Source organism: Mycolicibacterium novocastrense, assembly GCF_001570485.1.
Lineage (GTDB): Bacteria > Actinomycetota > Actinomycetes > Mycobacteriales > Mycobacteriaceae > Mycobacterium > Mycobacterium novocastrense.
In genome coordinates this window covers 58,757-79,792 of sequence record NZ_BCTA01000011.1, presented here as the reverse complement: position 1 = coordinate 79,792, position 21,036 = coordinate 58,757, and the positions used below count along the sequence as shown (strand labels likewise).

At 67.2% G+C, this 21,036-nt stretch carries 20 protein-coding genes; 13 read left to right on the top strand and 7 right to left on the bottom strand.

Annotated features, from left to right (window positions below):
* Positions 1 to 9: 9 nt before the first annotated feature.
* The 3 genes from RMCN_RS03260 to RMCN_RS03250 form a co-directional block, all read right to left on the bottom strand.
* Entirely contained in the window at positions 10 to 1,392 is a 1,383-nt protein-coding gene (locus tag RMCN_RS03260) for an aromatic ring-hydroxylating oxygenase subunit alpha (RefSeq protein WP_067387228.1), read from the bottom strand.
* 20 nt (positions 1,393 to 1,412) lie between these two features.
* Positions 1,413 to 2,318: an SDR family NAD(P)-dependent oxidoreductase gene (locus RMCN_RS03255; RefSeq protein ID WP_064403243.1), complete on the bottom strand. Its 906-nt coding sequence runs from the start codon at positions 2,316 to 2,318 to the stop codon at positions 1,413 to 1,415.
* A 65-nt stretch (positions 2,319 to 2,383) separates the two neighbouring features.
* A complete protein-coding gene (locus RMCN_RS03250; RefSeq protein ID WP_067387226.1) occupies positions 2,384 to 3,280 on the bottom strand; it encodes an enoyl-CoA hydratase/isomerase family protein in 897 nt (298 codons plus the stop codon).
* An 81-nt stretch (positions 3,281 to 3,361) separates the two neighbouring features.
* On the opposite strand from RMCN_RS03250, the gene RMCN_RS03245 reads away from it, so the two are divergent.
* Genes RMCN_RS03245 through RMCN_RS03230 form a run of 4 tightly spaced genes read left to right on the top strand, consistent with a single transcriptional unit; the run spans position 3,362 to position 7,376 of the window.
* Positions 3,362 to 3,784: an SRPBCC family protein gene (locus RMCN_RS03245; RefSeq protein WP_067387224.1), complete on the top strand. Its 423-nt coding sequence runs from the start codon at positions 3,362 to 3,364 to the stop codon at positions 3,782 to 3,784.
* A 46-nt stretch (positions 3,785 to 3,830) separates the two neighbouring features.
* On the top strand, positions 3,831 to 5,141 hold the full coding sequence (locus RMCN_RS03240) for an amidohydrolase family protein (protein ID WP_084377081.1): 1,311 nt from the start codon (positions 3,831 to 3,833) through the stop codon (positions 5,139 to 5,141).
* Complete coding sequence (locus RMCN_RS03235; RefSeq protein WP_067387222.1) at positions 5,138 to 6,331, top strand: acyl-CoA dehydrogenase family protein; 1,194 nt, start codon at positions 5,138 to 5,140, stop codon at positions 6,329 to 6,331. Before RMCN_RS03240 ends, RMCN_RS03235 begins: the two co-directional genes overlap by 4 nt.
* Positions 6,321 to 7,376 carry an acyl-CoA dehydrogenase family protein gene (locus RMCN_RS03230; RefSeq protein WP_067387220.1) on the top strand — a complete coding sequence of 352 codons (1,056 nt, stop codon included), beginning with the start codon at positions 6,321 to 6,323 and terminating at the stop codon, positions 7,374 to 7,376. The genes RMCN_RS03235 and RMCN_RS03230 overlap by 11 nt, the downstream gene beginning before the upstream one ends.
* Before the next feature lie 25 nt (positions 7,377 to 7,401).
* On the opposite strand, the gene RMCN_RS03225 is transcribed toward RMCN_RS03230, so the two are convergent.
* Positions 7,402 to 8,616: a cytochrome P450 gene (locus tag RMCN_RS03225; RefSeq protein WP_067387218.1), complete on the bottom strand. Its 1,215-nt coding sequence runs from the start codon at positions 8,614 to 8,616 to the stop codon at positions 7,402 to 7,404.
* Positions 8,617 to 8,746: 130 nt separating this feature from the next.
* Between RMCN_RS03225 and RMCN_RS03220 the strand changes: the two genes are divergently transcribed.
* From RMCN_RS03220 to RMCN_RS03210, 3 genes are read left to right on the top strand one after another with little or no spacing between them, the layout of a single operon-like run.
* Positions 8,747 to 10,813, top strand: a complete 2,067-nt coding sequence (locus RMCN_RS03220) for a CoA transferase (protein ID WP_234787551.1) — start codon at positions 8,747 to 8,749, stop codon at positions 10,811 to 10,813.
* A 2-nt stretch (positions 10,814 to 10,815) separates the two neighbouring features.
* On the top strand, positions 10,816 to 11,040 hold the full coding sequence (locus RMCN_RS03215) for a hypothetical protein (RefSeq protein ID WP_067387216.1): 225 nt from the start codon (positions 10,816 to 10,818) through the stop codon (positions 11,038 to 11,040).
* Positions 11,037 to 12,155 (top strand): thiolase family protein, encoded by a 1,119-nt coding sequence (locus RMCN_RS03210; RefSeq protein ID WP_067387214.1) that lies wholly within the window; start codon positions 11,037 to 11,039, stop codon positions 12,153 to 12,155. The genes RMCN_RS03215 and RMCN_RS03210 overlap by 4 nt, the downstream gene beginning before the upstream one ends.
* Before the next feature lie 2 nt (positions 12,156 to 12,157).
* Here the strand turns inward: RMCN_RS03210 and RMCN_RS03205 are convergent, their stop codons facing one another.
* Positions 12,158 to 13,390, bottom strand: coding sequence for a CaiB/BaiF CoA transferase family protein (locus RMCN_RS03205; RefSeq protein ID WP_228768965.1), 1,233 nt, complete (start codon positions 13,388 to 13,390; stop codon positions 12,158 to 12,160).
* Between the two features lie 78 nt (positions 13,391 to 13,468).
* Between RMCN_RS03205 and RMCN_RS03200 the strand changes: the two genes are divergently transcribed.
* From RMCN_RS03200 to RMCN_RS03185, 4 genes are read left to right on the top strand one after another with little or no spacing between them, the layout of a single operon-like run.
* Positions 13,469 to 14,692 (top strand): CaiB/BaiF CoA transferase family protein, encoded by a 1,224-nt coding sequence (locus RMCN_RS03200; RefSeq protein ID WP_067387213.1) that lies wholly within the window; start codon positions 13,469 to 13,471, stop codon positions 14,690 to 14,692.
* Positions 14,668 to 15,912: a CoA transferase gene (locus RMCN_RS03195; protein ID WP_322788598.1), complete on the top strand. Its 1,245-nt coding sequence runs from the start codon at positions 14,668 to 14,670 to the stop codon at positions 15,910 to 15,912. Before RMCN_RS03200 ends, RMCN_RS03195 begins: the two co-directional genes overlap by 25 nt.
* Positions 15,909 to 16,361 (top strand): VOC family protein, encoded by a 453-nt coding sequence (locus RMCN_RS03190; RefSeq protein WP_067387211.1) that lies wholly within the window; start codon positions 15,909 to 15,911, stop codon positions 16,359 to 16,361. Before RMCN_RS03195 ends, RMCN_RS03190 begins: the two co-directional genes overlap by 4 nt.
* Positions 16,362 to 16,371: 10 nt before the next feature.
* Positions 16,372 to 17,565 (top strand): cytochrome P450, encoded by a 1,194-nt coding sequence (locus RMCN_RS03185; RefSeq protein ID WP_067387209.1) that lies wholly within the window; start codon positions 16,372 to 16,374, stop codon positions 17,563 to 17,565.
* Here the strand turns inward: RMCN_RS03185 and RMCN_RS03180 are convergent.
* Positions 17,558 to 18,358, bottom strand: a complete 801-nt coding sequence (locus RMCN_RS03180) for an SDR family NAD(P)-dependent oxidoreductase (RefSeq protein ID WP_067387207.1) — start codon at positions 18,356 to 18,358, stop codon at positions 17,558 to 17,560. The two genes, RMCN_RS03185 and RMCN_RS03180, sit on opposite strands and share 8 nt — an antisense overlap.
* Before the next feature lie 167 nt (positions 18,359 to 18,525).
* On the opposite strand from RMCN_RS03180, the gene RMCN_RS03175 reads away from it, so the two are divergent.
* Together RMCN_RS03175 and RMCN_RS03170 are read left to right on the top strand one after the other, a co-directional pair.
* Positions 18,526 to 19,572: an acyl-CoA dehydrogenase family protein gene (locus tag RMCN_RS03175; RefSeq protein ID WP_067387205.1), complete on the top strand. Its 1,047-nt coding sequence runs from the start codon at positions 18,526 to 18,528 to the stop codon at positions 19,570 to 19,572.
* 3 nt (positions 19,573 to 19,575) lie between these two features.
* Entirely contained in the window at positions 19,576 to 20,718 is a 1,143-nt protein-coding gene (locus tag RMCN_RS03170) for an acyl-CoA dehydrogenase family protein (protein WP_067387203.1), read from the top strand.
* A 1-nt stretch (position 20,719) separates the two neighbouring features.
* On the opposite strand, the gene RMCN_RS03165 is transcribed toward RMCN_RS03170, so the two are convergent.
* Entirely contained in the window at positions 20,720 to 20,926 is a 207-nt protein-coding gene (locus RMCN_RS03165; protein WP_064403269.1) for a hypothetical protein, read from the bottom strand.
* Positions 20,927 to 21,036 lie beyond the last annotated feature (110 nt).

Genomic DNA, 21,036 nt, shown 5'->3' with positions numbered 1-21,036 from the left:
CCCCGTCGCTCACCGCTCGTCGGCGCCGAAGAGGAACCGATCGGCGATTGCATGCTCGTTGCGGATCGTCATCTCCTGGGCGGTGTTCAGCCAGAGTCCCTCGAAGCCGTTCGAGTGCATGCCCGCGTGGATCGCGGCGATGTTCTGCAGGTCCTGCGTGGGCAGTTCACCCCAGCCGTCATGATCTTGCCAGCGCTCGAATTCCTGCCAGTCGGTGTCGGGGACCTCACCGGGAGCGAAGTGTTCGAGCGTGAACATCTCGAAGGTGCACTTGTTCGGATCCGTCGCGTCGGGCAGCATCCGGTACCCGAGCAGACACGACTTCTCGACGAGGATGACCAACGTGGGAAAGATGTGCCAGTCGCCGTTGCCCGCGAAATACTCCTCCATCGACATCCGCGGAAAGTCGACACCTTCGGCCAGCGCCAGTTCCTCGCACATTTGGTGGTAAAGGACGAACGGCGGAATCTCGCTGGGCTCCATCGTCGCCAACCGCTGCGCGGCTCGGTAATCGCGCTCTGTGACAAGCGCGTTGACGCCGAGGTAGTTGTACTGCATCGCGTTCGCGAACACCTCCGGGCGGGAGGCCTGCTGCTGACGCCCTTTGTCGCGTTCGGTGGTCTCGGGACGCTGCGTGTAGATGAACCGGGAGTGGTTCTTGTAGGCGATTGTCGGCGTGTAGGGCGCGTAGACGTACTCCTGGGGTTGTGCGGGCTCGGTGCTCGGGTGAGGAGTCTTGGCGGTGCGCAACGTCTGCGGATGCGTGCCGGGCGTGTGGTAGCCCTCGATGAACGCATCGATGACGGTCTTGTAGTTGGCCGGCAGTGTCGTCCGCTTACGCCACCCGTATCGCATGTCCTGCAGACGAAACGGGGCCAGTGCGGTGGGCAGCGGGTCGAGCCAGTCGAGCAGGTCCGGCGGATCGGACGCCATGCTGATGAATACCCAACCGCCCCAGCTCCCGACGTGGACCGGTGTCAGCCCCCACTGTTCGCGCGGCCGAGGGGCGAACTCCTCACGGCACGGCACAAAGGAGGACCGGCCGTCCAGCGAGTAGCGCCAGCCGTGAAATCCGCACCGCAGGTCGCCCTCGGTAGCGGTGCCGGTACCGCAGACGATCTTCATCCCGCGGTGTGCGCATGAGTTGTAGAACGCCTTGATGCTGCGATCCTTCTGGCGCACCACCACGATCGACTGCCCGCCGATGCGGTACTCGTAGTAGCAGCCGGGGTCGGGTATCTCCTCCTCGCGGCAGGCGGGCTGCCAGACCGAAGAGAAGAGCCGGTCGAGTTCGAGTTGCAGGAACTCCGGGTCGATGTAGCGGCTCTTGGGGACGAAAGTCTCGCCGCAGGCGTACTTCTGCGGTACGCGGTGGGTCGTCATCTCAGTCATTCGTCACCCCCCCCGTCGGGTCACTTGGCAGGGGGCTTGTCGAAGATGTTGGGCCACAGGACGGCCTCCTTGAACGACGTCTCGATCTCGGCGAAGGCAGTGGGGATGTCCCAGGTGCCGGTGGCCGAGACGAGCTCTCGCTCGACGACTGGGTTCGACATCAGGCTGATGCGGCCGTTTCCGGCAAAGATGACGCGCCGATTGAGCCAGTCGGACTGTGCGCTCGCCAGGTACACCACCGGGGGCACGCAATTTTTCGGTGACAGACGCACGTTCGAATCGGAATAGTCCATGCTTCCACCGCCCTTGATGCCCTGCGTCATTCGGGTTCCGGCGATCGGCGCGATCGCGTTCGACGTGACGCCGTAGTTGCGCAGGGCGTTGGCGCAGGAGAAGGTGAGACCGACGACGCCCATCTTCGCGGCCGCATAGTTCGGTTGGCTGGGTGCGCCCTGTAGTCCGGACATCGAGGTGAAGTTGATCAGCCGGTACTGGCCGCCACGGTTCTCCCGCCACCATGCGGCGGCATGCCGGGTGATGTTGAACGTGCCCTTGAGATGGACGGCGACGACGGAATCCCAGTCCCGCTCGCTCATCTTGAAGACCATGCCGTCGCGCAGTATGCCCGCGGCGTTGACCACGACGTCCAGACCGCCGAGCGTATCGGCGGCGCGGCCGATCAAGTCCTCGCAGGAGGCGAAGTCAGTGATGTCGGTGGCGTCGGCGAACGCCTTGCCACCCTGCTGATTGATGGCAGCTGCCACCGCCTCCGCCGGCCCCGCGTCGTGCCCCGTGCCGTCCACCGCAACGCCGGCGTCGGAGACCAGGACGGTGGCCCCCTCGGCCGCCAAACCCTCGGCTACGGCGGCACCGATCCCTCGACCTGCACCGGTGACCAAGGCCGTCCGTCCGTCCAGCACACCCATTCGTCTCTCCTCACCGCACGTTCATCATACAAAACACAAACACAGTCTCTGTTTAATTGTTTTATCTACTCGAAGTCCCACTCCCGGTACCGGCGCTCGAGTTCGGCGAGCGCCTCACGGCCGCCCCTGGCCGACCGCTCCTTCATGAAGTTGAACTCGTCGTCCCGCCAGGACAGGTTGCTGAAAACGCTGTGCGCCATGGGAACCCAGTCCCCGAACTGCGCCATCCCCACCGCGTGCCAGAACGTGATCAACCCGTGCTTGCCGACCATCAGCCCGTCGGCCGAGTGGTGGGCGATCGCACGCGCGTAGCGCAGCGCCTCCTCACGGAGACCGTCGGCCGGCACGACCGACGCGGCCACCCCCCAGTCGCGCAGTTCCGCGGCGCGCACCTTCCGTCCGGTGATCATCGCCTCGTAGCCGCGGTTCGGACCCAGCTTGAGCAGGATCAACGGCATCGCGGTGGAGAACCCGGCGAACCCGATCCGCGCCTGCGGCCGCGCCAGGTACATGTCCTCGGAGACGACGAGGATGTCGGCGGCCAGCGCCAGGTTCATCCCGGCTCCCAGCGTCGCACCCTGGCACGCGGCGATGACCGTCTTCGGAAACTCCAGCCAGTTGGTCAGGTGGCGGTGCAACCGGCGGGCATTGCCCATCCGCGCGGTCTGCGGCAGTTTTTTGCCCTTCTTCAGGCCGGCCTGTTCGACGGGCAGCCGCCGGACATCGTCGCCGCTGCAGAAGTCCTTGCCGTCGGCCGCGAGGATGACGACCTTCACCTCGTCGTCGGCCTCGGCTCGATCGAGGTGAGCCTTGAACAGGGCGTGCATGTCGGGCGACAGGATCGCGTTGCGGCGGTCGGGCCTGCTGATCGCGATCTGCGCGATGTGTGGTTCGACAAGTTCGTAGCGCACCCAGTTCTCGTCGACCTCGAAATCGCCCGCGGACCCATCGTCAGCGCTCACGACACCCCGATTCCACCCGGCAGCACACTGCACATCTGAACATATTCCGCTCTATTGTTACATAGATGGTAGGGTCGCCACATGGCGTCGATCACGGTCAGCAAGGACGTCGCCGCGAGCGCCGAGGCGGTCTGGCGCCTACTCGCCGACTTCGCCGACGTCCGGTGGATTCCGGTGATCAACGACGTCGAGGTCGAAGGGGACGGGCCCGGCATGAGCCGCAGGATCCGCGGCACCGCGGACGGCGACCCGACGGTCGAGACGCTGTTGTGGGCACGGCCCGAGCAGAGACAGATCTCCTACCGGATCACCAACAACCCGCTGCCGGTAAGCCGCTTCGAGACCGTCGTCTCGGTCATCGGGTCCGGTGCCGACGGTTGCCGGGTCGAGTGGGACGTGGACTATGAACCATCCGGCGACGACGCCAGCGCGCGAGAGAGCATCGAGTCGGTCTACGGGATGATGGCCGACTGGCTGGCGGCGGCGGTGAACTCCACCGCATAGCTGGAACAGATATACATACTTTGTTCAATAGCCTAGACTGTTCCCGGTGATCGACCCTCTGGACCTCGTGCTGATCAGCGTCGACGACCACACTGTCGAACCACCCGACATGTTCAAGGACAGGGTGCCGTCGCGTTATGCAGACCACGCACCAAAGATCGTGCAGGACAACAACGGCGTCTGCTTTTGGGAGTACGCGGGCCTGCAGATGCCCAACATCGGGCTCAACGCCGTGGCGGGCCGACCCAACGACGAGTGGGGCTTCGAACCGTCGCGCTTCGAGGACATGCGCACCGGCTGCTTTGACGTCGATGCCCGCGTCGATGACATGAACGCGGCCGGGGTGCTGGCCTCATTGTGCTTTCCGTCTTTTCCGACCATCTCCGGGGCGCTGTTCACCTACCGCGGCGACCGCGACGTATCCGAAGTGATGGTCCGCGCCTACAACGACTGGCATCTGGAGGATTGGTGCGGCCGCCATCCGGACCGCTTCATCCCGCTGGGCATCCTTCCGCTGTGGGACCCCGTTCTCGCGGCCGGCGAGGTGGCGCGGCTCGCGGCGAACGGCTGTCACGCGGTGACGGTGCCCCAACACATCGGAAACTACGGGCAGCCGCCGTGGCAGGACCCGCAATGGGATCCGCTGTGGGAAGCGGTCTGTGAGCACGAGACGATCGTCAACATTCACATCGGCACCGGCGGCGGCGTTCCCGTCCCCTCCGACCAGACGACCTACCTCGCGTACAACTCGATGCTGGCCATCGACACCATGCGGTTCACCGCAGACCTGTTGTTCTCCCCCGTCGTCGTCAAGTTCCCCACGATAAAGTTCGCCCTCTCCGAAGGCGGCATCGGCTGGATTCCGTTCATGCTCGAACGGTTCGAAGACCTCTACGCCCGCCAGCGCGCGTGGACGGGTGACGACCTCGGTGACGGCCTGACCCCGACCGATGTCTTCCGCCGCAATTTCATGTCGTGCTTCATCCGCGACCGGGTCGGTGTCGAGATGCGCGACCGCATCGGCGTGAAGACCCTCTGCTGGGAAATGGACTACCCGCATTCCGACAGCAGCTGGCCGGACGCACCCGAGCAGCTCGCCGCCCAGTTGGAGGGTTGTTCGCCCGATGAGGTCGAAGACATCACCTGGCGAAATGCCGCGCGCGCCTTTGGCTATGACGCCGTCGAGCGTCTCGGGCGGCAGAACTGCACCGTGAAGACGTTGCGCGAGAAGATCGCCGAACTCGATCTGTCCGCGCCGAAGGTCGATGCGGGCCGCGCCCCCAAGGCCGGCACCACCGCGATCACCTACGGTGACATGAAACAGCGCATGGCGTCGATCATCCGCGGCGGCACGTGACCGATCGTGATTACGGCGTCGTGCTCACCGACGCCGACCGGACCTTCCGCGACGAGGTGCGCGCCTTCCTGTCGTCGTCGCTGACCTCCGACCTGCTCGGCCGCGACGGAGACGAAACGGCTCGCCTCGACCGACTGCGGGAATGGCAGAATCGCCTGCACGTCGCCGGGCTGGCGGCCATCTCGTGGCCGACCGAATTCGGCGGGCGCGCCGCGACTCCCACCCAACAGCTCATCTTCAACACCGAGATGGCTGCCGTGCACGCCCCGGAACCGATCAACCGCAGCGCGATCAACCAACTGGGTCCGACCATCATCCAGTGGGGCACAGACGAGCAGCGTGCGCGTTACCTCCCCCGCATCCTGTCGGCGGAAGATGTCTGGTGTCAGGGCTTCTCGGAGCCGGAGGCCGGCAGCGACCTCGCGGCGCTCAAGACCAAGGCAGTCATCGACGGCGACGAACTCGTCATCACCGGACAGAAGATCTGGACGTCGAAGGCCTCCTACGCGAACCGGATCTACCTGTTGGCCCGGACCGACCCTACCGCGCCGAAGCGGGAGGGAATCAGCTACATCCTGGCCGAGCTGTCCACGCCGGGCATCGAGGTACGGCCGATTCGGCAGATCACCGGTGCCGCCGAGTTCACCGAGGTGTTCTTCGACGCAGTACGCGTGCCGCTGGCCAATGTGCTCGGACCGCTGCACGGCGGCTGGAAGGTGGCGAAGTCGACGCTGGGCTACGAGCGGGTGGGCCAAAGCCGCACGCACCGGATCGAGCGTCGCCTCGACATCCTGGTGAAGATGGCGCAGGAGCCGAATGCGCTGACCGACAGCGGGTTCGATGACAGCTATGTCGCCGACCGGATCGCCCGGTATGCGGCCCAGGTCGAGGCGTTGCGTCAGATCGCCGCCCAGGCCACCGCTGCCGGCGTGCGGGGCGTCGCTCCCGGCCCGGAGGCCTCCGTCGCCAAGCTTCTCAGCTCGGAGGTGGACCAGTCGATGGCCAACTTCGGTGTCGAACTGTCCGGAGCGTCAGGGGTTTTGGAGCGCGGATCGCCCGGCGCCGCCAAGCGGGGCAACGTCGCCGCGAGCTACCTGCTGATGCGGGCGGCCACCTTTGGTGCAGGCACGTCGGAGATCCAACGCAACGTCATCGCCGAACGACTGCTGGGGCTGCCCCGTGACCCCTGATACCACCGTCTCCCTCGCCGAGATAGCCGACACGGCAGCCGAACTGGCCGAGCTGCGTCGCTCCGCACTCGACATCGTGGCCCGGGCGTGGTCGGTCGACCGCAGCCGCGCGCTGCTGGAAGGGCCGACCCCCGCGTTCGACGACGCGCTATGGGCGACCATCCGCGGGCTGGGCTGGCCCGACGTGCTGGTGCCCGAAAGCGGTGGCGGCGCCGGTGGCACCCTGCGCGAGCTGGCGGTGTTGACCGAGGTGACCGGATCCGTCGCGGCACCGCTGCCACTGGCCGCGACCGGGGCCGCGGCCTGGTCCGAGGGCCGAAGGGTCGACGGCGTCGCGCTCGTGGTTGCGGAGCCGGCCACGCTCGTCGGGCAGACGGTGTCGGGCACATTCGACTGCGTCCCGTACGGCGCCGTCGCCACCCACCTCGTCGTGCTTGCCCAGGCGGATGGCGGGCAGGTGCTGGGTGTCGTCGACCTCGCGGGCGCGGGAGTGCAGCGCACGCCGGTCACCCCCCTCGATCACGGCCCCGCGGCGCGCATCGGTCTCGACCGGGCGCCGCTCGAGCCGATCGCCCGAGGCGGGGAAGCGGTCCGCCGCCACCGCGAAGCCGTCATGCGCATGCGCGTGGCGGAGGTGGCCGAGGTCGTCGGCGTCGTCGCCGCCGCGAACGAGGCCGCGACCGAGTACGCGAAGGTCCGCGTCGCGTTCGACCGGCCGATCGGCGCGTTTCAGGCGATCAAACATCGGCTCGTCGACCAGCGCGGGGCGATCGAAGTCGGTCGGGCGCTGGTCAATCGGGCCGCCGATGCCTGTGACCACGATCAGCCCGACGCGGAAGCGCTGGTGTCGCTGGCGGCTTTTTGGGCCATCGATGCGCTACGCGCCGTCCCGGAGGGGGCGATGCAGGTCTTCGGCGGCATCGCCTACACGTGGGAACACGACGCGCATGTGTACCTGCGGCGGGCCACCACGCTCATCGCGGCGTTGGGTTCGCGTGCGCAGCATCGCCGACTCGTCACCGACTGGCTGGCCGGACGCGGCTGATCCCGTTGTCGCGAAGCAGTACTCGTCAGCGGTAGTCGAGCGTGACGCCCAGCCGGTCGAAGGTGTTGACCAAGGACGACTCCCGCTTCACCCGCTGCCCCGTGACGCGAACTCGCTTCGCCCGCTTGATCACCTCGGCGAGCACGAACCGCGCCTCGCGGCGGGCCAGCGCCGCCCCCATGCAGAAGTGTTCCCCAACACCGAAACCGAGATGGCCGGACGCATCGGGGCGGGTGATGTCGAACTCGTCGGCCGTCGGCCCCCAGTGGTCGACGTCGCGATTGGCCGAGGCGTACGCCATCAGGAGGCCGTCGCCCGCGCGGACCGTCTTACCCCGCAGCTCGACGTCGGCGGCGGCCTGCCGGGCCATGCTCATCACGGGGGTCCACCACCGCATCGTCTCCTCGACGGTGTTCTCCGCCAGCGAAGGATCGGCGAACAGCGCCTCGGCCTGCCCGGGGTGCACATCGAGACAGTGAATGAGACCGGCCAGCAGGCTCTGGGTGGTTTCGCTACCCGCAGCCAGCAGCGTCATCGCGTAGACCATGATCTGGACCTCGTTGAACGGTTCCCCGTCGATACTCACCTGCGTGAGCATCGTCAACAGGTCGTCACGCGGATCCTTCGCTCGCTCTGCGGCCAGCGCCAACAGGTAGGGCGCGATCTGATCGAAGATCAGCTGAAAATCCTCGTCGCTGGCCAGCCCGCTGCCCGCTTTCGCTATGGTCGTCGCCCACGACGCGACCTTTGACCAGTCCGACTCCGGCACACCGAGAAAGTGGGAAAAGATGTACACCGGAATCGGTTCTGCGATGTGCTCGACCCAGTCGAACTCACCGTCGGGCAGACTGTCGAACGCCTCAGCGACGACCTGCTGCACGCGATCCTCCATCTTGGCGACCGCCGCCGGGGTGAACCTGACCCCGATCGCCTTGCGATGCGCACGGTGGTCGGGCGGGTCCATGAACATGATCCCGCGACTTCCGAATCCCTGCGGGTCGACCCCTTGGCGATGCGCGATCAAATCCATCATGATCGCAATGCGCTCCGACTTGAACTTCTCCGGTCGCGCCGAGATCGCCTTGATGTCGTCGTACTTGGTGACGACCCAGAACTGACCTTCGTCGTACCAGTGCAGCGGATCCGTCTCGCGCAACCGCCGGAATGTCGCGTTGGGGTCGCCCTGGTAGAACGCGGGGTCATCGAAGCGGGCTTCCGACAGGCCGGCGATCGTCGACATATTATGAACAATAGAACACTTCATGTGAATCTGTGAACCCATGGCGCGGCGCTAGTCGGTCGGGTCACTGTGGACTCAACAGAACGAATAATGTTCAATTGTTCAGCAACCGCGGGAAGGAGCGCGCACGGTGAGCCAGGAACGTCCCGCGACGACGGATGTCCTGGCCGGCGTCGCCGTTCTGCAGGTCGGCGATGGCGTCGCCGGCTCGGCCGCCGCCGCGCTCCTGGCGAGCCTTGGCGCCGACGTCGCCAGGATTCCTGGCGAGAACGCGCGTCGGGAGGGCCCACAGTTGGCGGCACCCGAGGGTCCGGTCGCTGCGGTCGACTTCGTGCTCGACCGCCGCAAGCGGATACTCGACCCGGCCGCCGACCCGGCCCAACACGCCCGCGACGCAGACATCGTCATCGTCGACGGCACAGCAGCCCCACCCGTCGACGGGCCCACGGTGGTGGTGACACTCACCCCGTTCGGCGCCGACGGACCACCGCACCCCGGAGGCGAACTGGTCGCCCAGGCCAGCGGTGGACTCCTCGCGACGATCGAGGACGGTGACGGGCGGCCAGTTCCAGCGCCGGGCTACGTCGCCCTCAAGTCCGCGGGAGCCGTCGCGGCACTGGCCGCGCTCCACGGACTGGACCGGCGCGACTCCTCGACACCTGTACGCGTCGACGTGTCGATCCAGGAAGCGGTCATTTACACCTCTGCTCTGCCGGAGTGCGCACATGTCATGTACCGATGTCCGGGTCGCGCGGGCAGCGGTCGGTACCTTGCACCGTCGGGGGTGTTTGCGTGCCGCGACGGGCTGGTGCGGATCACGGCGGTGGAGAACCATCAGTGGAGGGGCCTGTTGGCGGCGTTCGGACAGCCCGAATGGGCGGCCGGCCTCGACGACCGTCCCGCCCGGATCGAAAACGCCGGCCTGATCAATGCCAAGGTCACCGAGTGGACCCGCGACCGAGACAAGGCCGAATGCGCAGCCATCCTGCAGGCCAACGGCGTCCCCTCGACACCGGTGAATCTGCCCGGTGAGTTGCTGATGTCGCCGCAGCTGGCCCACCGGAAGTCGTTGACCACGGCGCGAATCGGGGACCGCGACGTCACCGTGCTGGGTCCGCCGTGGCGTACTGATCTCGGCGACAGCGGTCAACGCCGGACCGATGGCCTACGTGGGCTGCGCATCGCCGAGCTCACCCATGTCCTGGCGGGCCCGATCGTCGGCTCGCTGCTCGGTGCGATGGGTGCGACCGTGGTACGCCTGGAGGATCCCGACCGCCTCGACATCTACCGGCGCAGCGGTCCGTTCGCCGACGGGATCGCGGGGCTGGAACGCGGCGCCTATTACGCCGTGGCCAACCATTCCAAACGGAGCGTGCTGATCGACCCGGATCACGCAATCGACGACGTCGCCGCGGCACTGTCGCAGGCCGACGTCGTCATCGAGAACGTCGGGTCGTCCCGGCTGAATCGGCTGAACGTGTCACCGGAGCAACTGGCCGCGTCGGGGCGACTCGTGATGCGGGTGTCGGGCTTCGGATCGGACGGGCCGTTGGCCGGATATCGCGTGTACGCGAACAATGTTCAGTCCTACGGTGGCCTGGCGGGCCTGACGACGGGAGACGACGGGAAACCCGCGCGGCTGGGCACCGTGCTGGCCGATCCGTTGTCGTCCGTGGTGGCCGCGGTCGTCATCGCCGCGTGGGCGGTCGGACCGCGCGCCGACACCGGTGCGGTCGTCGACCTGTCGATGTCGGAGGTGGTCGCCTACACCGTCGCCGAATACCTCGCCGCGGCATCAGCGGAACTGGTGGACTCGGATTCGGCCGTGCGCCGCGCGGTGTACCGCAGCGCCGACGAGCGGTGGGTGGCGGTCGAGTCGACCGACGACGAGTCCATCGACACGGCCGAGCTCACCGCACAGATCGGGTCGTCCCGCGCCGAGGTCATCGCGACGAAACTCGCCGCCACTGGTGTCCGCGCCGCCGTCGTACGCAGCGCCGACGAACTGGTCGGCGACCCGCACCTGGCCGCACGTGGCTTCTTCCCCGAAATCGCTCACCCCGACCCGGATTTGCGCACCGGACGGCTGGTGGGTCTGCCGTGGCGGTTCGCCGGCGCGGGACCGCTGCCACTGACACCACCTCCCGCACTGGGCAGTACACCCTCCAGTGCGCTTTACGAGAGGACAACTGTCTGACGATGTCCGAGATCGCGACCGTGTGGTCATCGACTTTTGTGCCGTCGAAATCGCCCTACCCCGACTACGGTCGCGACGGCTACAGCGTCGCGTGGGTCGACACCCACACCGGCCGGTTCCAGGTTCTGGTCGACGGTGCCCGGCCCGCGCCGGGCACCGTCGGTCGATTGATTCGCGCCACGCTCGGCGAGGACACCGTCGAGATGTTCGTGGCGGATGCGTCGTGACCGGCGTACACATCACGGGGGTCGGTGTCACCGAATTCGGCAAGCACGGGCAGACCCCGCTGGCCGACCTCGGCGTCGCCGCGGCCGAGAAGGCGCTGGAGGACGCGGGCGTCGGGTACGACGCCGTCGGCGAGGTGTTCACCTCCTCGGCGTTGGCAGGACCGCAGACCGGCATCGGTGTGGCACACCGGTTGGGCCGTACAGGAATACCGGTGACCGCGACCGAGAGTGCGTCCGCCGGCGGAATGGTCGCCCTGAGGCATGCGGTCTGGGCGGTCGCGTCCGGTCGCTGTCGCACCGCGCTGGCCATCGGGTACGAGAAGACCACCGCACTGGAACCGGGCGGAGTGGTCCCGGCCGCGGTCGGCTTCTGGGACCGCTTCCCACCGCAACTGCACTACGCCATCGAGGCCGCGCGTTTCCTGCACGACACGGGTTGCGGGCCAGACGTCATCGCCGCCGTCGCCGCCAAGTCTTACAACCAGGCCCGTCTCAATCCTCTTGCCGCACGCCGTAACCCGGACGAGGTGACGGTCGACGACGTGCTCGGCTCGCGGATGGTCGCCGAACCGCTGACCAAGATGATGTGCCACGCCTCGGTCGACGGCGGGGCGGCCATCGTCGTCTCGACAGATCCGGCACCGCGTTCGGTGTCGGTGCTGTCGATCGAGCAGACCAGCTGGCCGGCCGACCGTGACTGGCCCCTGGTCGGCCCGGTCGTGGGCCCACCCTCCCAGATCACCCTGACCGCCAAACGCGCGTACGCCAACGCGGGCGTGGATCCACAGGACATCGGGGTGGTGTCGCTGCACGACATGTGCGCCAGCGAGGAGATCACCGCATTGATCGCCATGGGCCTGACCGACGCGGCCGGGGCGGTGAACCTTGCCGAGTCCGCGGGTCTGGCGTCGGACGGCTCCCTACCCACCAATACGGACGGCGGCTGCATCGCCCGCGGCCATCCGATCGGCGCGACAGGGTTGGCGCAGGCCGCCGAAATCGTCAGCCAGCTACGCGGAGAGGCGGGTCCGCGCCAGGTACCACAACCGCGAATCGGCCTCACACAGGCCGTCGGCGGTGGCGGCTCGTGCGTGGTTGCCCTACTGCGTGGGTGATCTCACGCGATCGCACCGCTTTCCTTCAGCGCCGTGATGCGGTCCCAGTCACCACCGAGTTCGAGAATCAGTTGTTCGGTGTCGGCGGCGAACTCCGGCATCGGGCGCAGCCGCAGCGGCGTCTCGTCGAACAGCACCGGGCTGGCGACGAGTTCGGCTCGCTCGCCATCGGTTTCGACGTCGACGATGCCGCCGTTGGCGCGCAGCTGCGGGTCCGCGGCAACCTCGACGGTGTTCTGCACCACCGCCCATTGGCCGTCGAAGCCCTCCAGCGCTGCCCGCCAGTGCGAGAGTGGCCGCGCGGCGATCGCGGACCGTAGGATCTGGGCGGCCGCCGCGGCGTTCTCGGTCAACGCCTCATGGCCCGCGAAGCGCTCGTCGTCGGCCAACTCACCCACTCCGACGCGACGGCAGAACTCGCCGAAGTAGCGGAAACCCTGCATCATCGACAGGCCGAGGAAGCGGCCGTCCGCGGTCCGGTAGAAGCCGACCAGCGGATTGTTCGGCGCGACGTTCGCGCCGGCGGGGTTGGCCACCCAGGGTTCGCCGCTGACGAGGGCCGCGTTGATCGCCACCCCCGACGCCCACACACCCACGCCGAGTAGCGAGATGTCGACCACACGAGCATGCCCGGTGCGCTCACGCTCGAACAGCGCCGCCGCGATCCCGCCGGCGATGGTCATGCCGCCGATCGAGTCACCGTAGGCCGGGCCCGGCTGCGGGACAACACCTTCCAGGTCAGAAGGGGTCGACCCCATGGCCCCCGCGGCGCGGCTCCAGAATCCGGTCATGTCGTAACCACCGGTGTCGGCCTCAGCGCCGAGTGGCCCGTACGCACTGCCGCGGGCATAGATGAGGCGGGGATTGACCGCGCGCATGTCATCGACGTCGATCTTGAGCTTCTTGCGGGCCTCGGGCAGGAAGTTGGTCAGGAACACATCGGCCGTGCGCGCAATGTCCATCAGCAGCGCGTGGCCGTCCGGCGTCGACATGTCGATGGCCATCGACCGTTTGCCGCGGTTGGCGTGTTCCATCACCGGGTTTCGGTCGCCCTCGATGGTGATGTGGCCCAGGCTGCGCAGCCCGCGTTGGGAGTCGCCCGTGCGCGGGTGTTCGACCTTGATGACGTCGGCCCCCCAGTCGGCCAGCACCGCCCCCGCAGCGGGGACGAACGTCCACTGCGCGACTTCCAGCACGCGCACACCCTTCATCGGCGCGGGGACACCTGCTGTCATCTGCACAGCCTCCGTTGTGGTCAACACCATCGAATTGAACAATAGAACACTTTATGTCCAGCTGCTATTGTCGCTTCTGTGACGGGCGCGTTGTCCCACGTACGAGTGTGCGACTTGAGTGGTCAGCTGGCGGGTGCCGGAGCCACCAAGATCCTTGCTGCGTTCGGAGCGGAGGTCCTCAGGGTCGAAGACCCTGCCACGCAGGGACTGTGGGACGCCTTGCGCGGCGTCGGCCCGTACGTCGACGAGCGCCGCGGGGTGAACTTCGGTGCCGGGTTCAACAACCACAATGTCGGCAAGTACGGCGTCACGATTAACATGCGCACGCCGGAAGGCAAAGACCTGCTGCGCGAGCTGATCTCGATCAGCGACGTCGTCTGTGAGAACTTCGCGGCCGGCGTCCTGGACAAGCGCGGCTTCGGCTATGCGGAACTGCAGAAGATCAAAGCCGACATCATCTACGTGTCCAACTGCGGGTTCGGCCACACCGGCCCGTATCGGGACTTCAAGACATGGGGGCCGATCGTCCAGGCGATGAGCGGCTTGACGTTCACCGCCGGCCTCCCCGATGCCGAACCCGCCGGGTGGGGCTTCTCCTACATGGATCACATGTCGGCGCTGTACATGACCACGGCCATCCTCGCGGCGCTGCACCACCGCGACAGGACCGGGGAGGGCCAGCACGTCGACCTGGCGACCGTGCCCGCGGGCATCGCGATGTTGCCGACGGAGGTGCTCGACTGGACGGTCAACGGCCGCGCCGCGACCGCCGCCGGTAATCGCGCCGATTTCGCAGAGATGGCGCCACACGGCATCTACCCCTGTGCGGGCGCGGACCGCTGGATCGCGATCGCCTGCCGCGACGAGCGTGAACTCGGCGTGCTCGCGAAGGTCCTCAACGAACCCGAGCTGTCGTCGGATCGGTTCACCACCCTCGAGCAGCGTGTGCGCGCCGCTGATGAACTGGACGCGCTGATCGGCGACGTCACCGCCTCCCGCGACGCGGCGACGCTCGCCGACGACCTCGTGGCCGCCGGATTACCGGCGAGCATGGTCAAAAGCCCGTCGGAACGTATCGATGACGATCCCGATCTGGCCGCGATGGGGCTCTTCCCCACGGTGACCCATCCCGATATGGGCGAGGTGCGTGTCGAGGGCATCCCGATGCGATGTTCTGCCACTCCGTGGCAGATCACCTCGGCCGCACCCCGCCTTGGCCAACACAATCGCGAGGTGCTCGTGGATCTGCTCGGCCACTCCGAGGCAGAACTCGACGACTGGGCACAGCGAGGTGTGATCTGACCGCGCTGAGCGACCTGCGGGTCGTCGAGATCGCCGACCAGTTCACTCCGGTCGGCGGTAGGGCGCTGGCCGAGTTGGGCGCCGACGTGATCGTCGTCGAGCCGCCGACCGGATCGACTGACCGGGCCCGGCCGCCATTCGTCGACGATCTGCCGGGGGTGGATCGGAGTCTGCGTTGGTGGGCGGGAAACGTCGGGAAGCGCTCGGTCACAGTCGATCTGCGCACCGATGCCGGACAGCGGGATCTTGCGGCGCTGATCGCCACTGCCGACGTGGTCATCGCGGGCAGCGACCGGTGTGAGGACGTCGACTATGCCGCATGCGCGTCCCGTGATGCCCGGTTGGTCTGGGTGTCGGTCAGCCCGTTCGGGTTGGGCAGCGTCCGCAGCGGCCAACCGGCGACCGATCTGACGATGCTCGCGGGTGGCGGCCCGGTGTGGAACTGCGGATACGACGACCGCACCCTGCCGCCGATCCGGGGAGCCGGCGATCAGTCGGCGAACATCGCCGGAATGTACTGCGCTATCGGTGCTCTCGTGGCCCTCGCGCACCGCGATCGAACCGGGCAGGGCCAACTGGTCGATGTCAACGTCAATGCGGCGTGCAACGTGACGAGCGAGCAGACGACGTATCACTGGCTGGTGAACCAGGACATCTGTCTGCGCCAGACGGGCAGACACGCCTACCCGACACGCAGCTCTCCCGTGCAAGTACGGTGCGCCGACGGGCATTACGCCACCACCGGGGTGCTCCCCCGCAAGCAGGAGGACTTCGCCCGGCTGCTGGCGTGGCTCGACGAACTCGGCCTCTCCGAGGAACTGCCGGAAGCGGTGTTCCTCGAATTGGCAGCCGGCCGGGAAGAACCAGTCGACCTGGCCATGATCGGTGTCGACGACGAAACCACGGCGATCCTCAGCGCCGCGCGCGACGCGATCCGCCTCATCGCGTCAAGACTGCCCGCCAAGGAGTTCTTCGTGACCAGTCAGCGCCGCGGCTTTCCCTGCGGCGCAGTGCTTCCCCCCCACGAGGCGTTCGACGACGAGCACACGATCGCACGGGGCTTTCACGTTCCGGTGCCACACCCGGACCTGGACAGGACCATCACCTACCCGGGCACGCCGTACCTGTTCAGCGCGACCCCGCCGGCCGCACCGACGCGGCCGCCGCTGCTGGGTGAGCACAACGCACTGCTCGACGACCTCGCCGAACGACCGCGATGAGCGACGGGCACCGCCTCACCCACATCGGGCTGTGCGTTCGCGACATCGGTCGTGCCGAGCAGTTCTACTGCTCGGCACTGGGTTTCGAAGTCGTCGGCCGGATGACAGTCGACGACGACGCCACCGCCCAGCTGCTCGACGTGCCCGGCCTGTTGCTCGAACTCGTCTACCTGCAGCGCGACGGGTTTCGCCTCGAACTGCTCGGCTACGTCCGGCCGGGAACCGTGGGGGCAACGAGGCCGCGCCCGATGAACAGCCTCGGCTTCACCCACCTGTCGTTTCGGGTCGACGACGCCGATCGGGCGGTGGACGCGATCGTGGCGCACGGGGGCCGAGCGCTTCCAGACCGCACCGTCGCGTTCGGCGCCGGCAACCGCGGTCTGATGGCGACCGACCCGGACGGCAACCTGCTCGAGCTCATCGAACGAACTCCCCCGGTTGACAGGTGACGAAATCATAGTGCCAGCGATCAACGAGCTGACGTATTCGCCGTTCTCCAAGGCGATCTTCGATGATCCCTATCCCGTGTACCGCCGGTTGCGCGACGAGGCGCCGGTGTACCGGGATCCTGAAGACCGATGGTGGGTGCTGTCCCGATTCGACGACGTCTCCGGCGCGCTGCGCGATTGGTCGACGTACTCCTCCAAGCAGGGCCCGGCGCCGGAGAACCCGGACAACGACGGGCGCAAGTACTCGATCATCTCCATGGATCCGCCACGGCACGACCGGGTCCGTGGAGTGCTCAAGGGATTCTTCACCCCGAAGGCGGTCGCGGCCTTGGAGAATGCGCTGCGCGCGGTCGTGGCACACCACCTCGACAAGCTGCGACCGGACACCACCGTTGACGCCATGGAGGCGTTCGCCTTCTCCATTCCCACCGATGTGATCGGCGACCTGCTCGGCGTTCCGCAGGCCGACCGAGAGCAGCTCCGAGTGTGGTGGGAGGCGTTCCTGACCCGGCACGAAGGCGAGGTCGCGATGCCGGCCAGCGCCATCGAGGCCAACCGCAAGATCAGCGCGTATATCGGCGATCTCATCGACCATCGCCGCCGGCATCCCGGCGACGATCTCATCAGCACCGTGCTGAACGCGACCTTCGACGACCCCGAGGCCGGCGGCGAGCGCTCGCTCACCCCCCACGAGGTGCTGATGTTCGCGAACCTGTTGTCGGCGGCGGGCTCGGAGACCACCCAGAAGCTGATCTCCAACGGACTGGTGGCGTTGTACGAGCATCCCGACCAGTGGCGCCGAATCGTCAACGACCCGACATTGATCCCGGCCGCCGTCAACGAGGCACTCAGATACGACACCCCCAGCCACTGGGTCGCGCGCACCCTGACCCGACCCGTCGAAAAGCACGGTGTGACAATGGCCGCCGGTGACTGGGTACTCCTGCTGCTCGGCAGCGCCAACCGCGACGAACGCCGCTACCCCGACCCCGACCGGTTCATCATCGACCGTCCCCGCGGCACGGACGTGTACTTCGGTTGGGGCATCCACATCTGCCTCGGCCAGTGGTTGGCCCGCCGGGAGGCTCAACTCGTCTTGGAGTACATCGCCAAGAAGTTCCCGAACTACTCGATCGGGGCGCACGAGCGCGTGCTGACCGCCACCGTGCGGGGATACACCAGCGTGGAGATGACGCTCAGGTAGCGCTGAACACACCCGGCGACTGCGAATAGTCCACGGTCGACAACTCGGTCATGCCGCCGTCGACGTGCAGCACGGTTCCGGTGACGAACGCCGCGTCGTCACTGGCGAGGAAGGTCACGGCCGGTGCGATCTCGGTGTCCGGATCGGCGCCGCGCTTCATCGGCGATGCGTCCGCGGTGCGGGTGTAGTTGTCCCATTCGGTGCCGATCATCTTGCGCTGCACGTCCGTCAGCGCGAACGGGCACACCGCGTTCACCCGGATGCCATGGCGCGCCCACTCGTTGGCGGCGACCTTCGTCAACGCCTGAACCGCCCCCTTGGCCGCGGAATACGGTGCGGTGTAAGCCATCCCGCCGAGCGCAGAGCCCGAGACGAAGTTGACCACCGACGCCTTACCGGATTCCTTCAGCGCGCCGAACGCCGCCTGCATGAACCGGAACGTCGCCTTCGGGCCTGTGGCTTCCGACAGTTCCCAATCCTTGTCCGATACCAGTTCCAGCGCCTTGGGCATCGCGAAATACTGGGCGGCGTTGACCAGGACGTCGAGGCGCCCGTCGACGGAGGCCGCCCGCACGGCGGCCTCGATGTCCTCCCGCTTGGCCACGTTCGCCCGGACGAATGCCGCCCTACCGCCTGCCGATTCGATGATCCCGACGCACTCGCGACCCTTCTCCTCGTTCAGGTCGACGATCGTCACCCGCGCGCCTTCGGCCGCAAGTCGACGAGCGACCGCGCGCCCGAGCCCCTGAGCACCACCCGTGACGAGGGCGTTTCGATTCTCCAGCCGGGACAAGACGAGCCTCCTCGAGTGAACAGTTGAACAATATTCGTTCTATCATTCATGATGGTATCCGAACGCCCAGGAAGGAAGCCGGATGCGTGTCGAAGTGGATCGCGAGCGCTGCGAATCCAATGCGGTGTGTGGGCTGACACGTCCCCTGACAGACGGCTGATCGCTCGATGGACATCGGCCTGACCGACGAGCAAAAACTCCTGCGGGACACCGTATCCGCGCTGGCGGATCAGTTGGCGACCACGGATCCGAGCGACATCGGTAGCGGTGACACCCTGGCGCGGCAGTGGAGCCAGGTGGTCGAGATCGGCATTCCCACCCTGCGCTCCCCCGCTCTGTGCGGGCTGGAGGCCAGTGGGGTCGAGACGGTCCTGGCGATCGAGCAGCTGGCCCGCACGCTGTGCGCGGTGCCGGTCGCCGGTCAAGCTGTGCTCGCCGCCGAGTTGTTGGAAGCCGCGCGCGCCGAGAAGGAATTGGATCTTCTGGCCGAGGGACAACTGCGCATCGCCCCGGCGCTGACCGTTGACCTGCGCCGGTTCGGCGCCTCAGACGGCGGCGCGGTGGCGTTCGACGCCGCAGGCGCGACCCACGTTCTGGTGGCCAACCAGGCCGACGGGCTGCGCCACCTCGGCACGGCCCCACTGGATGGCGGCGCGGCCGCCGACGGCCTCGATCTCACCCGGACGCTGCGCCGACTGCCCTCCGACAGCGCGGTGCCGATCGCCACCGTCGGCGAGCCGATCTCCGAGGAGCGCTGGCGTCGCGTCGAAGCACTCGCACTGACCGTCGTCGCCGCCGACCTGCTCGGGGTCATGCAGGGCGCCCTCGACGACGCGGTCCGCTACGCCGGGGAGCGAGTCCAATTCGGGGTCCCGATCGGCTCGTTCCAGGCGGTGCAGCACATGCTCGCCGATGCGCTGATCGGCGTCGAGGGCGCGCGAAGCTGCGTGTGGCACGCGGCGTGGGCCGTCGACCACCTGCCCACCGAGGAGGCCTTGCTGGCGGCCATGACGGCCAAGGCATACGCCGCCGCGGCCGGCCGTGACGTCGTGGAGACCGCCGTTCAAGTGTTCGGCGGGATCGCCATCACCTGGGAGCACGTCTCGCATCTACGTGTGCGCCGAACCCTGCTGAACCGCCGTCTGTTCGGCGACGAGACGGCCCAGTACGAGGCAATCGCACACCTGCGGTTGGCGAACGAGGGGTTGGCGTAGGCGATGGACTTCAACGACACCCCTGAGGAAGCGCAATTCCGGGCACACCTGCGTCAGTGGCTGCGCGACCACAGCGCCGACGCCGCAATCCCCGACGACCCCGCGGCACGCGCGGACGCCCAGAACGCCTGGCATCAGACCCTGTATGAAGCCGGATACATCGGGTTGTCGTTTCCCGTCGAGTACGGCGGCCACGGCCTGCCCCCCATCTATGAAGCCATCCTCAACGACGAGTTGGGCCGCGCCGGCGCGGCGCCGATCGAAGGGGTCGGCCACCTCAGTAACGCACTGCGGCTGTTCGGCTCTGACACCCAACGCGCCGAACTGCTGCCCGGCCTGCTCTCGGGCCGGGTGCGGTGGTGTCAGGGGTTCAGCGAACCCGAGGCCGGATCGGACCTGGCCGGCCTCAAGACCCGGGCCGACCTCGTCGAAACCGGCGGTCGGAGCGTGTTTCGGGTCAACGGGCGCAAGATCTGGACAAGCTTCGCCGCGGTCGCCGACTGGTGTTTTCTGTTGTGCCGCACCGAACCCGACGCCCCCAAGCATCAGGGCATCTCGGTGTTGCTGGTGCCGATGTCGACACCCGGGATCACCGTCACGCCGATCGTCAACTCCGCACGCAACCGCGAATTCACCGAGGTGACGTTCGACGACGTCGAGGTGCCCGAGGAGAACCTGCTCGGCGAGCGCGGACAGGGCTGGGCGATCGCCAACCAGTTGCTCGCCTACGAACGCGGCCCCAGCGACATCAACTGGATCAGCAGGCTGTCAAGGCAATTGCGCGACTTAGAACAGCAGGTGCGCTCCGGGCAGTTGGAGAACTCCCCGATGACCCGGGTTCGGCTCGGTCGCGTGTACACGGAATTGCGTGCCCTGCAGGTCAAGGTGTTGCGGTCGTTGAGTGAGCGGCAGCGTGGCGCCCTCCCGGGTCCGGAAGGGTCCGTCGACAAGCTGCTGATGGCCCGCGCCGACCAGATGTTCGGCCACACGATGATGGATCTCACCGACAGCGAACCGCTGCTGCGCGAGGGGCTGGAGTGGGACATCTACGTGTGGTCGCGGGCCGCGGGAATCTACGGCGGGACCGCGCAGATTCAACGCAACATCGTCGCGCAACGGGTGCTCGGCCTCCCGCGATCGAAGTGACTCAGTTCGGCGCCCGTCCATCAACGAGTTGGGCATGCGCCTCTTGAAGCGCCGCGAGGCGGCGCAGCGTGACCTCGTCGGTCTCGCCGCCGTCCACTCTGGCCCTGACGTCGGCGATCTCGGCGGCCAACCGTTCGGCGGCTTCGGCGCGGGTCAGCAGGTCCTGATCGGCCCAGTCGTCGTGCGGAATGCGATCACTGGGATCCATCGGCGCCTCCTTGCCACGGTTGAGTTCCCACACCACCGGGCGCTATAGTCAACTAAGCACAATCTGTTCAATTGTTCTATAAAGTCTATCAGCCGGAAGGACGGGGAACC